Origin of the sequence: Sulfuricurvum sp. (genome assembly GCF_023250475.1) — a bacterium.
Classification (GTDB): Bacteria; Campylobacterota; Campylobacteria; order Campylobacterales; family Sulfurimonadaceae; genus Sulfuricurvum.
The window spans coordinates 1-14,019 of sequence record NZ_JAHFAQ010000054.1; the positions used below are offsets into that span (position 1 = coordinate 1).

A 14,019-nucleotide genomic window follows, 5' to 3' on the forward strand; every position below is an offset into this window, starting at 1 on the left:
CCGTTTGGAAAATATGCCAAAAAGAGGATCGAAGAGATCGCCCTCAAAGACCCCGGATATCTGAAGTGGATGGTAGAGAGTCTGATGGATATGGACGAGGATCTACGCTACAGTATCGAGCACTATTTATTGCAGTCGTAATTACTTAAACGTAACACCGCTATAACGGTCATGCACCCATTCCGCAACGGCTTGGCGCTCCTCTTCGGAAAGTTTACCTTTTAATGAGGGCATAATCCCGAATTTTTCAATTGCCATCGGATGACACATACTGTACTGAACGCTGGGATTTTCGATGTAATCTTTGATAAATGCGATAATCACACGACGTTTGACATCGTTATCATCGTCGCTGATAACGACATTTTCTTTGAGGCGATTGGATACTTCGACCATCGGGGGAGCTTTGAGGGTGTGAAACACTCTCAGTACCTCTTTTTTCTCCATTATTTCGACATGGCATTGCATACAGTGTTTTTGGTAGACGCTATACCCGTCCGCTCCGTAGAGTCCATATATCGAGAAGAGTATTATTAGCAGTTTAGTCATTTAATCGCTCCGTTTTACGTTAGTTTTATTTTTAGAAGGCAAAGCTATTTCACAACATAGACCGAATATTCATGGCAGCCCATAAAATCAAAAGGTTTAAGGTGAAAATCGCGAGAGAACCCCCGCGCGAAAGGAGTTTTTGCATCAGTGTCCGATTTCGTTTATGGGTTGCAAATGCAATGTACAGATGGAGTATTGTGGCTATGCTGAGTCCTGAAACCAATACTACTTTCAGGGTTATCCAATATGCCAATTCCGTATTGGTTTGACCGATCATTGGCAAAAGATCGTAATGCCCTCCTAATATGAATCCTGTCGAAATCAGGATTAAAAGCCATACCGTTTCAAAATATCCATAAAAAGGTCCGATTGCTCCATACACTATTTCTTGAGTCGCTTTATCGCGGATAAACAGTCCTAAACCGAATAATACGATACTGCCTCCTATCCATGCACAAGCGGCGAGGATATGGAGGTATAAAGTCCATGTCACAATAGTCTCCTTGAATTTTCTGAGATTATAGAGTCCTTTTGAATAACAGATGTTGACACAAATCAAGACACAATTGCATTTTATCTTTCGCAGGAGGTTAGTATGCTAAAATACTATCAATTCAATGAGCAAATATTTTTTATAAGGTAAACGTCGTGAAAGTAGCTATTCAGTGTGATTCTCCATTGTTGCAGCGTTCCTTGGAACTTTTTTTGGATGGGCATCTGAGTTCACTGCGCCAGTGCGACATTTTGATTCGCGACAAGAATATCCGTGATGACCAATACCCGACTTTCGTAGTGGGTGTGGAAGAGTCCTCCGATCTGATTAAACCGTTTTCAAAAGCGCAGTTGCTTCACGCCCTGAATCAAAAATTCGAATCTGAAAAATATCCCCCTGTTTCGATTGAAGAGGAGCGCTTTCTCTCAAATGAAGAAGGGGTTAGTTTTGATATTTTAGAGCGTCATATCGATAAATTGACACGTGAATACAAGGACAATATTCTTAAAGCGATACGGGCATTTTATGAAAAATAATCCAACTGTTACCAAAAAAATTATTGCCGGAAAATATAAAGGCAAAAGCCTTAAACTCCCCTCCAAAGAGACGACACGCAGTTCCAAAGGGATTGTATTGGAGTCGTTTTTCAATACCCTTCAGTTCGATATTATCGATGCAGTTTTAGTAGAAGTCTTCTCAGGCAGCGGTTCGATCGGACTGGAAGCCCTTAGCCGCGGAGCCAAAAAAATAATATTTATGGAAAAAGACCGTGACGCGATTCGGACTCTCCGTGAAAACATCGGACAGACGGATCCGAAGGCGTGCGAAGTTGTCGAAGGGGACAGTTTCAGCAATATTGCTCAGGTAAAGAAGCGTCTTGCTGCATTGGGTGAAAGTGCATTTATTTATGTTGATCCGCCGTTTGCCTATCGTGAAGGGATGGAAGAGATATACGACAAAACGATTGCAATGATCGCATCCTTTCCCCTTGAAATGGCAACCTTGATCATTATTGAACACATGAGTACCCTCGAATTGCCCGATTCAATCGGTCACTTTAATCGCCTCAAATCAAAACGTTTCGGAAAAACTTCACTCACTTATTACGCATAAGCCATTTTTGGAATGCCCTTTGCTTAATCCTTTTATCACAAAGGATGGGCATGAGAATCTTCGTACTACTTTTTTGCTTACTAACCCTGTCTCAAGCGACACGCATCAGCGAAGTTGCTAATATCGTCGGCGTGCGGGATAACCAAATTATCGGTTACTCGCTTGTTGTCGGTTTGAAAAAGACAGGTGACGGTACGACTTCTAAATTCACCCTCCAATCGATTGCCAACATGCTTAAAGCGATGAATATTGATATGAATCCCGTCGATATCAAATCCAAAAACGTTGCCGCGGTTGTGGTAACGGCTAAATTTGCCCCATTTGCCCGTCAAGGGGATGCGTTTGATGTTACCGTCTCTTCTATCGGTGATGCCAAATCGCTTGAGGGGGGGACATTGCTAATGACTCCTCTCAAAGGGGTAGACGGTAAAATTTATGCATTGGCGCAAGGTTCGATCAGTATCGGCGGTAAAAACGAAAAAGGTGCCGGTGCCGAATCGCATCCGACTGTCGGAATGGTGTATGGCGGAGGTTTGGTTGAACGTGAAATAAGCCAAGATCTGTCTCATCAGCAAAGTGCAACGCTTTCATTAAAAACATCCAATTTCGCCAATGCCGTTGCCATTCAAAACGTTATCAATGCAAAATATCGGAAAAATATTGCTTCAGCCGTTGATCCGAGAACCATTAAATTGGACCTACCGAATAATAAATCGATGGTTGAATTTTTAGCGGAAGTGCAAAGTCTTGACATTGACTATGCGCAGGACCAAAAGATTATTATCAATGAACGTACCGGAACCATTATCGCCGGTGTTGATGTTGAGGTAAAACCGGTAGTGATTACTCAAGGGGATATGACCGTCAAAATTCTTTCTCAAAACGAAGTGGCAAAACCTGCGGGAAGTGTAGCTATGGACAAAAGTCTTGTAATAGGATTGAATGAAAATGAAGTCTATACCGAAAAAGGGACGACCACGGTTGCCAATATCGCCCGCTCTCTTCAAAAATTGGGAGCCACTCCAAAAGAGATGATCTCTATTTTGCAGGCGATGAAAAGTGCCGGAGCCATCTCGGTTGATTTGGAAGTGATCTAATGGATATTACGAACGTGCAGTATCAAAAATCGGTTCCTACGATCGGAAACAAAGACGGGGAGAAAGCTCTGCGGGAAAAAACAGACCAGTTTGAAGCGATTATTGTCAAGATGATGCTCGATGAAGCGATGAAAGACGAAAAAAATGTATTTACCAGTACTAACGATCCCGGAGACAAAATATTTAAGTCGATGTATCGCGAAGAGTTATCCAACGCAAGTGCAGGAGGATTTGGGTTTTCTCAAATGCTTTTTGAAAACTTGAGTCAAAAGGGTGCAAAAACAGAGAAATAAACTAAATTTTTATTGGTTTTTGCCGATATGGTAGGTACATATCATAAACGGATAACAAGGATTCACCATGATCTCAAGTGTGAACGGATCGCTATTAAAAGCGACATATCAAGAACCGGCAGTAAAAAATAAAGAGCAGGACAAATCTGCTCAATCTGTTACAAAACAAGGTGACACAAGCCGAATCGATGAGCTAAAAGCGTCTATCGAAAAAGGGGAATACCGTGTCAATATCGAAGAGTTGGCGAAGCGTATCGCGCAAGAGTTGACCTAACCAAATAGGAGTTAATGATGTTGTCTTATCAGTTACAGAGTGCTATCAAAGATCTTGAAACTCTCATATCTTTGTCACGCGAAGATATTGATGATATCAAAGAGGCCAAACATAACCCTCAGTTTGATCGTTTAGCGATTAAAGAAGAGAAAATTAAAAGTTTTGAGCAAAAGAAAGCGATGATAGACCGCGAAATTTCAAAACTGATGACACAACATCCGACAAAACCCCTCTCTGAACTTTTAGATAACGAACAACATCAGCAACTTGATTCTCTGAAAGAACATCTCTCCCTTTTACGGGAAGTCAATCAAAAATACGCAAAAATGGTTTTAAGTGTCGGCTCTTTTTACAATTCACTGCTAGAGCGTTTGGTTCCGACACAAATGCAGGGATATCAGAAAGTGGCGATATCCGAAGCTTCATTTTTGGAAGTGCGGGCATAATATGGCATCTATATTTAATGCATTGCATATCGGATACAGCGGCTTAAACGCAGCCCAAATCGGTATTGATACGACCGGACATAATATCTCCAATGCGGAGACTGAAGGGTATTCCCGTCAGCGAGTTGTCACGGCTGCGGCAACGCCTCTTTATATCCAGCCAGGGGCAGTAGGGAACGGAACTCAGATTACGGAGATTGCACGGATATTCGACAGTTTTGTATTTGATCGTTACACTAGCGCTGCCCAAAATAAAGAGAATTCGGATACGTTGAAAAAAAATCTGGAAGAGCTTTCGACCTATTTTCCCGAAATTGATAAAGTCGGTATTAAAGATGATTTGCAAAGTTATTTCAATTCATGGCAGTCTCTTGCCAACAACCCGAGCAATACCTCATTAAAAGCTGCATTGGCACAGCAGACACAAACCCTATCGCAGCATATTCAAGATACCCGATCAAAAATATCAAGTTTGCAAAGCTCTTTGAACGATCAAGTTAAAGTCAATATTGACGATGTCAATCGTATTGCAGAACAAATTTCAAAAGTAAACATCGAGATTAATAAAGCCGAAGCGGGCGGTGCTAACAATGCCAATGATTTGCGTGACAAGCGAAGTCAGCTTGAATTGTCACTGACGAAACTGATTGGTGCAAAAGTTATTGTGGGGCAAGTTGAAACGAATAACGTCATCGACAGCAATATCGCTATAACACAAGGGAGCTATACGATTCAAGTCGGCGGTTTTAACCTTGTGGATGGCGGTTCTTTCCATCCGATCGGTATGAACAGTACCGAAAATCAAAACGGATACAACGATTTGTATTATGAACGGCAAGACGGCGTAAAAGTTCCGTATGCCGATCGTATCACAGGGGGAAAAATCGGTGCTTTATTGGAGCTTCGCGGTTCCAAAATCGGTACAAACGGTGAGTTTGAAAACGGATTTTTACAAGAGACGATTAATAATATGGACAGTTTTGCCAAAGGATTAATCGAATCCACGAATAATATATATGCCCAAAGTGCTACCACTTCTATGCAATCCAATCAGCTCGGTTTTTCAGACAATCAGTCGTTGTTGAGTACCAATGAAAATTTTAAAGCGGGAACATTCGATCTTATTGTGTATGATATTAACGGCAGTGAGGTCGGACGCCGTACTATTACCATCGATGAGGGGACTTTGATTAATGATTCTCCGATGACGAATAGCAGTATTGTCGGGCAGATCAATTTGTCGAAAGATGATAATAAAGATAATAATGCGCTAAATGACATTGATGATATGTTAATCGGAACATTTAGTAAACCGCAAAATATTTTTCAAATTGATTTTAAAGCTTCATTTGCATCTCAGGGGTACTCTTTTGCCATAAAAGATTCGGGGACAAATTTTGCCGGAGTGACGGGGGTTAACCGTTATTATGATGGAACGGATGCTAAAAGCATCGCGCTAAATCAGGGATTGAAAGATGATACCAGTAAAATCAAAGGGTATCAATCTCCTGCAAACGGCGATAACCAAACCGCTTTGGACATGGTACAGCTTCAATTTGCTTCGGTCACTTTCGGTACCGAATTCAACAAGACGTCAGATACGGTCTATGGGTATTTTGATAATTTGGTCACCAAGGTAGGGACAAAAACCAATTCCGTCGTACTATCGAACGATTCGATCACGGCCCAATTTAATGCAATTAAGCAAGAGCAGGATTCAATCAGTAAAGTCAGTATCGATGAAGAGATGGCTAATCTAATCCGTTATCAAACCTCTTACGGTGCTGCGGCCAAAGTTATTACGACGATTGATCAAATGATGACGACCCTTTTGGGTATCAAGGCCTAATGCCACTGTTTAGCATTGCCGCACTGCTTGCGGTAATCGTATTCTCTTTTATCGGACCTTGCCTCTATAGGATTGATCCGCTCTACTTAGACTCTCATGCTATTTTGCTTCCTCCCTCCCTCCATCATTGGTTCGGAACGGACAGGTTGGGGCGTGATTTGCTCTCACGAATGATGGAGGGGGGGCAAGTCTCCCTTATCATAGGATTTATGAGTGCATTGATCTCCACCCTGATCGGGTTGCTTTATGGGGTGAGTGCCGCATTTCTTCGTGGTGGATTCGATAAGCTCTTTATCATTATGGTTGATCTTTTTTTGACGTTTCCTACGCTCTTTTTACTGTTGACATTGGTGAGTTATGTGAATGCGTCAGTCTGGGTATTAATTGTAATTATTTCAGTAACGGGATGGATGGGAACGGCACGATTAATCCGATCCGAAAGCTTTGCCATCTCCTCAAAACCGTTTATTCGAATATTGCAGATAGGGAAGATCCATCCGCTAAAAATTATGCTTAAGTATTATGCTCCGCTGCTGGCGCCGATTGTTTTGGTCAGTTTTACGTTCGGAGTCGGAGGGGCTATTTTGGCAGAATCGGGACTCTCTTTTTTGGGTCTAGGGATTGTTGCACCGCAGATGAGCTGGGGGAGCATCCTTAGCGGCGGCAAAGAGGTCATCGATATTGCGTGGTGGGTGAGTTTTTTCCCCGGCTTAATGATCTTTATCGTCACCTTTTCACTGATGAATATTTCCAATGCCCTTCAGATGCATTGGAACCCAAAAGAGGCTAGATAGCGTCTCCTTTATCCCACTTGAAAACACCTCATAGAGAGTGTTCCGTGCTGAAATCCTTCAAAAATAGTTGTAATCTCCTCCCCGTCATTTTGTGATCCTAATACAGGAAGAATCGGGAGATAGTGTTCTAGTGTAGGATGTGCATGATTGAAATAGGGAAGGGTGTGATCACTGATCTTTTTATGGTTATGGATAAGGGCATCCGCAAAAGCATTGTCAAACTCTTTTGTCCAGGCTGCGGTAGGAGTATCACGATCGGGGTCGATATCGCCAAGATTGTGTGTAACATTTCCGCTTCCGATAACCATTATCCCCTCATCCCTAAGGATCGATAGCGTTTTACCCAGATCATAATGCCATTGGGACGGTTTGGTTAAATCGATGGAAAGCTGAAATACCGAAACATCATGATTAGGAAAGAGATGAACCAAAACAGACCATGCGCCATGATCGAGGCCGTGCCGACGGTCTATTTTGGCATGCGTCAAATGGGCTAATAATAAACTGGCCGTAGTCTCACCCTGAACATCGTATCGGAGAGTATAAAGAGAATTGGGGAAACCGTAAAAATCATGAATCGTCTCGGGTTTGTCAACCGCCGATACGATTGAGCCGTTTGTTGCCCAATGAGCGGAAATGATCAAAACGGCTTTAGGTTTGGACAGACTTTTGCCCAGTCGTTTGAGACTTTGGGTATAGGGGTTATCCTCGATGATATTCATCGGCGATCCATGACTGATGAAAAGGGCACTCTGACGCATGGGATAGTTCCTTTCTTGATGCACCCGGCAGTGACTGCCAGAAGTGCTAAAAAATGACGACGATTCTATTGAACCAAAATTCCTTCGAGTTGTATATAGAGTTTGACATTTTCTCCGACGGCGACACCACCGGCTTCTAACGCAGTATTCCAGGTGATGCCGTAATCTTTACGGTTCAATTGGCCGCTTAGTCCTAGCCCGACACGGGTATTGCCCCATGGGTCTTTTATAGCACCGTTATTTTCAAGAGTGAGTATGACATTTTTAGTAACCCCATGCAAGGTAAGCTTTCCGTAGGCTTTATCCCCTTTAACACTATCCAGTGCAAACGTAATTTTAGGGTACTTTTGAACATCAAACAGATCCGCTGATTTTAGATGAGAGTCTCTTTTTTCATTAGAGGTATTAATGGAATTAACATCGATTTTTCCGTTGAGTGATTTAAGCGATTTTGTTTTCTCATCGTAGTTAAAGGATCCCTCAAAGGTATCGAATTGTCCGGTCACTTCAGAGATCATCATATGTTTGACTTTAAAGCTCACATTCGAGTGGCTGGTATCGACATTATAATTTCCTGCAAACAATGATGCAGAACCCAGAACGAGTAGGGCGATAAGGGGAGATGTTTTTTTCATGGTAGTTCCTTTTGGATGTAATGGAATATTAGATTAATGCATAGGCACGTCAAACACTAAGACCTTGGATTCACTAAGCGCTGTAAGGGTATATTCCTCCTCGTCGGTAATTTGAAGTTCATCTCTTGGCTCAAGTATTTGGTGGTTAATGTCTACTTTTCCTTCGATTATAAAGAGCAATCGTCCATGCCCCGATTTGACTTTGGGAATCGGTATGACTTTGCCCTTCGTCAATTCAGTTGAGCAGATTGCGGCATCTTGTTTGATAGTGATGGAATTTTCACGTCCGTCACCGCTGATGAGAGTAACCCATTTGTCGGTTTTATCATGATGGATAAAACTGCGCTGTTCGTATAGCGGAGTGCCGCCGTTTTGATTGGGATGAATCCAAATTTGAAAAATGGACGTATCCGAGTCGGGTGTGGCATATTCGGAGTGAAAAACTCCGGAGCCTGCACTCATGTATTGAATTTCACCCGCGTTAATGATGCCGTGGTTTCCCTCTGAGTCTTTATGCTCCAGTGAGCCTTTCATCACAATTGAGACAATTTCCATATTCTTATGGGGATGCATACCAAATCCGCTTCCGGCTTCGATGAGATCATCATTAATAACTCTTAATGCGCCAAATCCCATCCGTACAGTATTGTGATAGTCGGCAAAGGAAAAGCTAAAACGGCTATTGAGCCAACCGTGATCGGCTGTGCCCCGTTCATAGGAGCGATGGATTGAGAGTGACATTTTTATATTCCTTTTTAAGTACTAATTAGTACTATATTGTTAAATTTTTATTGCGCCTTTTCTAATTTGCGTAGCAAAGCGGAGAGAATTTGTACATCTTCTTCATTAAGAGCTTTATCGTACCATCCTGTAAGATTTTCGACATGGGCTTTAAATATCTCTTTCATGATTTGCTCCCCTACCTCCGTAATCTCAAGTATTTTTATACGTCGATCTTCTTCGGAAGAGACGGCCGTGATTAGTCCTTTGGAGAGGAGATTTTTGATAACGACCGTAATATTTCCGGGGGTACTGAGCGTTAGTGTCGTTATTTGACCGACGGTGAGTCTCCCTAAATGGTATAAAGATTCCAATATGCCAAATTGCGGTAAGGTCAGATCTCGATCTGCTAGCCATGCCGTCTCTTTGGTACGGATTTTTGTCAGTGATCGGGAGAGCTCAATGTGAGCGCGCAGAACAATATCTTCATGTTTGCCGTAGCTTTGTACACGTTTCATTACAACTCTCCTTAATGGGGATGAGAAATAATACTACTAATTAGTAATAATGTCAATAGGGACGATTGAAGTACTTTGATATTCGCAGATGCATACGGAGCCGTTATCGGCTCTTTGCAGTATTTTTTTTGGGAGAGGGATTAAAAAAGCTTTGGTAAATAGTTCTTGCTATCGGAGGACATGTCCTACAAATTTAGACATATTCCCTAATATTTTTCCTCCGCGGCGAAATCCTAACCCGCACGCTTCGTAGGCAAAGAAGACACCGGCTTGATAGCTGTTTCCGGCGATATCTTTCGGAAATTCGACGTATTCTTGATAGACAGGTTTAAAATTGCCGTACGGCCCGTCATTGGCTTCAACGGTATTCCCCGATGCATCGAGTATACGGACATTGGCACCTTCGCGACCAAACATCCGTTTTTCGACTTGCTGTAGATCTTTGAGGGGGACGAAAGAAGTTTTGAGCAGGTATGGCGAATCCGGGAAAAGATCGCAGAGTACTTTCATCATCCCTTTGGATTGGAAGAGGAGGGTGTAGGCAGGATTTAAAATGATGGCACGTTGGTTGTTCATGATGGTGGTAAGCAACGTTGCGAGCTCGGGCTCTTCGATCGCGATATCTTCCCACGGAAAGAGTTTAAACCAATACTCATACGGGGTATCTTGGGCATCGTAAATCCCCTCGTCGTCAAACTTTACCCCTCCCAAAGGCTCAAATCCCGTCTCAAATCCGGTATCAATCGCCATTTGTTGCAATAACCGTACCGTTTGCTCCTCTTCGATATTTCCACTGGCGGAGCTGAAAAGAATTTTCCATCCGTCATAGAGAGCGTCAAATTTTTCGGTATCGTCAAAGAGAGTGACAAGACGGCGAAAGTTTTCGCTGATGGCTTCGTAAACGGAATTGAACTGACGCTCCTCATCCATACCGTTGTGTTTAAGCAATGCCCATTGCAAAATGGCCGTTTCAAACAGGGCAGTCGGGGTATCGGCATTAAATTCGATCAGTTTGATCGGGGCTCCGTCTATCCCCCCTGCGAGATCAAAGCGTCCGTAGAGATGCCAATGGACATCGTTTTCCCAACTTTTTTTGATCGGTTCGATCAGGTTGAACGGAATACCGAGATCAAAAAAGAGATTGTTGTCGATGACGTGCTGTGCCGCAGTTGCATACATATCGTAGAGTTCATTGACGGCTTCGTAATAGGCTTCTGCTTCTGCATCGCTTACTACCACCAATTCATCGGCAACGTATTTGGTTGAATCTGAGTCGGTATGCCAAGCAAATCCGAACTGTTCAAGCGTTCTATCATCGATTGGTTTGATCTTCTGAAGAGATACCATATTCATCCTCCGTAACTGCTGCTGGAGCTGGTAGATTTGGAAGCAGAATTTCCGAAGAAACTTTTTTTCTGTGTGTTGGAAGTTGCCGATGAGCCGCTTCCGCTTGCGGAGCGGTGGTAGGCGGAGCGGTTCGAAGCGTCTTGGTTTTTTCGGAAAGTAGAGTTATTCATTAGCATATTACCGATCACATTGCCCAGCAATGCTCCCCCGGCTGCGGCAAGGATGGTTCCGCCCAGTCCCATCCCTTCACTTTTGGGCTCGGAATTGAGCTCCGATTTCCCCTCTTGCATTTTTTTATACTCTTGGTCGGCCAGTTCTTTGAGTTCCGCTTCGCTCATTACACGTTCATGAACCGTACCGTTTTCATCGGTAGAGCGGATAATCGCATGGCTTGGCCCGGTAGTCGGAACCTCTTCGACGACGACGAATTTACCGTTGGGCTGCTGCTCGACAACGAGAAATTTATTCTGCGGCTCAGCTTTTTCCTCCGGTGCGCTTTGGCATCCGCTCAGTGCGCTGAGGACGACTAGCCCCATGCTACCCATCATGATGTGGTTGGCTGAAGAAAAATGTTTCATAAATAGACTCCTATCGTAATTGTTTTAATCGTTTCGGTGTTAATCGAAAAATTTTAGAGGCACTTTTTTCACTCAATCCCCGATAATCTTCGATAATCAGATCACTGACAGATTGACAGTATATTTCATCGTATTGCTTTGCACTCTCATTGGCGGAGGTAGAGTAGAGCCATCCGTATTTCGCAATCAAAGAGGAGTGTTCCGAGTCATCGACATAACGAAACGCTTGGTTTTTGACGATAAAGGTGGTTTTTCGAGAATATCGTACCCGATGTTTATGAATAGACGGAATGCGGATATCACGGCGAAGGGTTTGGAAATCGGCGTAGACTTTTAAGAACGGTTTGGTAAGGTCTCGCTTTTTTATCTCCTGAAGACGCTGGGAACTTTGCGAGAGAAAACCGACGGTGGTGTCGGTTTGAGCGAGGAGGATTTTATTCATAGATTATGGGATGAGATAATCTTGAAGTGCATGCGGTTCCATCCAACTGTCGTCTTGCATATGACCCATCGCTTCGATAGCGGCGCGTGCTGCACTGAGAGTGGTAAAATAAGGGGTTCCCATACGAAGTACGATTTGGCGGATTTGTTCAGCATCTTTTTTCGATGTTTTGTTATCCGAAGTATTAATGGCAAGAGATATCTCACCATTTTTCATGACATCCTCAATATTCGGGCGCCCCTCTGAGATTTTAAGAACGGCTTCACACGGAATACCTGCTGCTTCAATCACTTTTTGAGTGCCGCTGGTTGCAACAAGTTTGAAACCTTGGTTATGCAAACCGAGTGCAATTTCAGGAGCATGAACTTTATCCATTTCGATAAACGAGAGGAAGCACGTTCCTGACGTCGGGATCTTATTGCCTGCGGCAAGCTGGCTTTTCGCAAAACTTACTCCGAAGTTTTGGCTGATACCCATAACTTCTCCGGTCGATTTCATCTCAGGGGAGAGAACCAAGTCTGCTCCGTAGAGTTTGTTGAACGGGAATACCGCCTCTTTGATCGCAACGTGACCTTTGAGACGCGGTTTGAGAAGACCGTCGGCTTCCATAACAACATTGTAGTTATCGTAGAATTTGAGGGCATTACGGAGTGTATCCCCCACCATAACACGGGTAGCAACTTTCGCGAGCGGCATTCCGGTTGCTTTTGAGACAAACGGTACGGTACGTGATGCACGAGGGTTGACCTCGATCAAATAAACTTCGTTTTGGTAGATCGCATATTGGATATTGAGCAAACCGATAACACCGAGACCCAATGCGATTTTTTTTGTTTGTTGTTCTACTTGTGCTTGAATTTCGGCACTGAGGCTTACCGGAGGGAGTGAACAAGCACTATCCCCTGAGTGAATCCCCGCTTCTTCGATGTGTTGCATCACGGAGCCAATATAAACATCTGTACCATCACTGATTGCATCAACATCCAGCTCAACCGCTTGATCGAGGAATTTATCGACGAGAACCGGAGAGTCGTTGCTGACCGATACCGCTACATCCATATAGGTACGGAGTTCATCTTCGTTGTAAACGATGCGCATAGCCCGTCCGCCCAAAACATACGATGGACGTACGAGAACCGGATATCCGAGCTCTTCAGCGACGGCGAATGCTTGCTCTTTGGTCATTGCAATACCGTTTTCAGGCTGTTTTAGCCCTTGCTCAACAACGAAGGCGGAGAATTTTTCACGGTTTTCTGCTAAATCGATCACTTCTGCAGAGGTTCCAGCAATTTTGGCACCGATGGCATGAAGGCCGTTAGCCAGTTTAAGCGGCGTTTGTCCTCCGAAGTGGACGATAATGCCATCGGGCTGTTCTGCATCTACAATGGAGCGGACGTGTTCGAAATCGATTGGCTCAAAATAGAGGACATCGGAGGTATCGTAGTCGGTTGAGACGGTTTCAGGGTTACAGTTGACCATGATCGTTTCGATTCCCATCTCTTTGAGTGCGAAAGAGGCATGGACACAGCAGTAGTCGAATTCGATCCCCTGACCGATACGGTTTGGCCCGCCGCCGAGAATCATCACTTTTTTCTTGTCACTCTGACGTGGTGCTTGTAGTCCTAGGCGCGTAATATTGGTGGTTGAGTAGAGATATGGGGTGAGTGAACCGAACTCTGCCGCACAGGTATCGACTTCGTTGTATTCAAACATGATATTAAGAGCTTTGCGCGCTTCGTAGACATCATTCTCTTTTGCACTTCCGCCGTTCAGGGTGATAAGACGTGCAATGTTTTTATCGGAGAACCCTTCCGTTTTGAGACGTCGGAGCTGTAACTCGTCACTAAGTGTTGCTGTGGTAATAGTTTTTTCTTGGGCAATGATCTCTTCGATTTGGGTTAGGAACCACGGATCGATTTTAGAGAGTTCAAACACTTCGGCTTTGGATAGTCCCATACGGAACCCTTGTCCTACGTAGAGGATACGTTCCGCATTTGGGCGACGGATTTCATGTTTCACAAATTCGAGATCACCTTCAATCGGATCGAAACCGCTTAGTCCTGTTTCCAGCGAGCAGAGGGCTTTTTGAACCGATTCTTTAAACGTTCGT

At 43.7% G+C, this 14,019-nt stretch carries 18 protein-coding genes and 1 pseudogene; 9 read left to right on the plus strand and 10 right to left on the minus strand.

The features are described from left to right. A pseudogene (locus tag Q0C19_RS11850) lies at positions 1-141 on the plus strand (3'-5' exonuclease); the annotation flags it as partial. Here Q0C19_RS11850 and Q0C19_RS06520 read toward each other — a convergent pair. Next, positions 142-549, minus strand: coding sequence for a c-type cytochrome (locus Q0C19_RS06520; RefSeq protein WP_295054134.1), 408 nt, complete (start codon positions 547-549; stop codon positions 142-144). A 49-nt stretch (positions 550-598) separates the two neighbouring features. Then, entirely contained in the window at positions 599-1,042 is a 444-nt protein-coding gene (locus tag Q0C19_RS06525) for a hypothetical protein (protein ID WP_295054137.1), read from the minus strand. Between the two features lie 155 nt (positions 1,043-1,197). On the opposite strand from Q0C19_RS06525, the gene Q0C19_RS06530 reads away from it, so the two are divergent. From Q0C19_RS06530 to Q0C19_RS06565, 8 genes are all read left to right on the plus strand, one after another. Continuing rightward, positions 1,198-1,578, plus strand: a complete 381-nt coding sequence (locus tag Q0C19_RS06530) for a hypothetical protein (RefSeq protein WP_295054140.1) — start codon at positions 1,198-1,200, stop codon at positions 1,576-1,578. Then, positions 1,568-2,155 (plus strand): 16S rRNA (guanine(966)-N(2))-methyltransferase RsmD, encoded by a 588-nt coding sequence (rsmD, locus tag Q0C19_RS06535; RefSeq protein ID WP_295054143.1) that lies wholly within the window; start codon positions 1,568-1,570, stop codon positions 2,153-2,155. The genes Q0C19_RS06530 and rsmD overlap by 11 nt, the downstream gene beginning before the upstream one ends. A 50-nt stretch (positions 2,156-2,205) precedes the next feature. Beyond that, a complete protein-coding gene (locus Q0C19_RS06540; protein ID WP_295054146.1) occupies positions 2,206-3,252 on the plus strand; it encodes a flagellar basal body P-ring protein FlgI in 1,047 nt (348 codons plus the stop codon). Next, the gene (locus Q0C19_RS06545) at positions 3,252-3,545 is read left to right on the plus strand and encodes a rod-binding protein (RefSeq protein WP_295054147.1); all 294 of its coding nucleotides are present in this window, start codon (positions 3,252-3,254) and stop codon (positions 3,543-3,545) included. The genes Q0C19_RS06540 and Q0C19_RS06545 overlap by 1 nt, the downstream gene beginning before the upstream one ends. A gap of 67 nt (positions 3,546-3,612) precedes the next feature. Next, the gene (locus Q0C19_RS06550) at positions 3,613-3,819 is read left to right on the plus strand and encodes a flagellar biosynthesis anti-sigma factor FlgM (RefSeq protein WP_295054150.1); all 207 of its coding nucleotides are present in this window, start codon (positions 3,613-3,615) and stop codon (positions 3,817-3,819) included. Between the two features lie 14 nt (positions 3,820-3,833). Further along, a complete protein-coding gene (locus Q0C19_RS06555) occupies positions 3,834-4,265 on the plus strand; it encodes a hypothetical protein (protein WP_295054153.1) in 432 nt (143 codons plus the stop codon). 1 nt (position 4,266) lies between these two features. Then, on the plus strand, positions 4,267-6,114 hold the full coding sequence (gene flgK, locus Q0C19_RS06560) for a flagellar hook-associated protein FlgK (protein ID WP_295054156.1): 1,848 nt from the start codon (positions 4,267-4,269) through the stop codon (positions 6,112-6,114). Further along, entirely contained in the window at positions 6,114-6,908 is a 795-nt protein-coding gene (locus tag Q0C19_RS06565; RefSeq protein ID WP_295054159.1) for an ABC transporter permease, read from the plus strand. Before flgK ends, Q0C19_RS06565 begins: the two co-directional genes overlap by 1 nt. An 8-nt stretch (positions 6,909-6,916) precedes the next feature. Here the strand turns inward: Q0C19_RS06565 and ygiD are convergent, their stop codons facing one another. From ygiD to carB, 8 genes are all read right to left on the minus strand, one after another. Then, on the minus strand, positions 6,917-7,669 hold the full coding sequence (gene ygiD, locus Q0C19_RS06570) for a 4,5-DOPA dioxygenase extradiol (protein WP_295054161.1): 753 nt from the start codon (positions 7,667-7,669) through the stop codon (positions 6,917-6,919). A 65-nt stretch (positions 7,670-7,734) separates the two neighbouring features. Further along, positions 7,735-8,304, minus strand: coding sequence for a YceI family protein (locus Q0C19_RS06575; RefSeq protein WP_295054164.1), 570 nt, complete (start codon positions 8,302-8,304; stop codon positions 7,735-7,737). Between the two features lie 33 nt (positions 8,305-8,337). Continuing rightward, positions 8,338-9,045, minus strand: a complete 708-nt coding sequence (locus Q0C19_RS06580; RefSeq protein ID WP_295054167.1) for a pirin family protein — start codon at positions 9,043-9,045, stop codon at positions 8,338-8,340. A gap of 47 nt (positions 9,046-9,092) precedes the next feature. Further along, complete coding sequence (locus Q0C19_RS06585) at positions 9,093-9,542, minus strand: MarR family transcriptional regulator (protein WP_295054169.1); 450 nt, start codon at positions 9,540-9,542, stop codon at positions 9,093-9,095. Positions 9,543-9,710: 168 nt separating this feature from the next. Next, the gene (locus tag Q0C19_RS06590) at positions 9,711-10,889 is read right to left on the minus strand and encodes a glutathionylspermidine synthase family protein (protein WP_295054172.1); all 1,179 of its coding nucleotides are present in this window, start codon (positions 10,887-10,889) and stop codon (positions 9,711-9,713) included. Positions 10,890-10,891: 2 nt separating this feature from the next. Further along, complete coding sequence (locus Q0C19_RS06595; RefSeq protein ID WP_295054175.1) at positions 10,892-11,467, minus strand: hypothetical protein; 576 nt, start codon at positions 11,465-11,467, stop codon at positions 10,892-10,894. 10 nt (positions 11,468-11,477) lie between these two features. After that, positions 11,478-11,909, minus strand: a complete 432-nt coding sequence (locus Q0C19_RS06600; RefSeq protein ID WP_295054179.1) for a hypothetical protein — start codon at positions 11,907-11,909, stop codon at positions 11,478-11,480. Between the two features lie 3 nt (positions 11,910-11,912). Next, the coding region (carB, locus tag Q0C19_RS06605) for a carbamoyl-phosphate synthase large subunit (protein ID WP_295054182.1) at positions 11,913-14,019 on the minus strand (2,107 nt) is incomplete at its 5' end.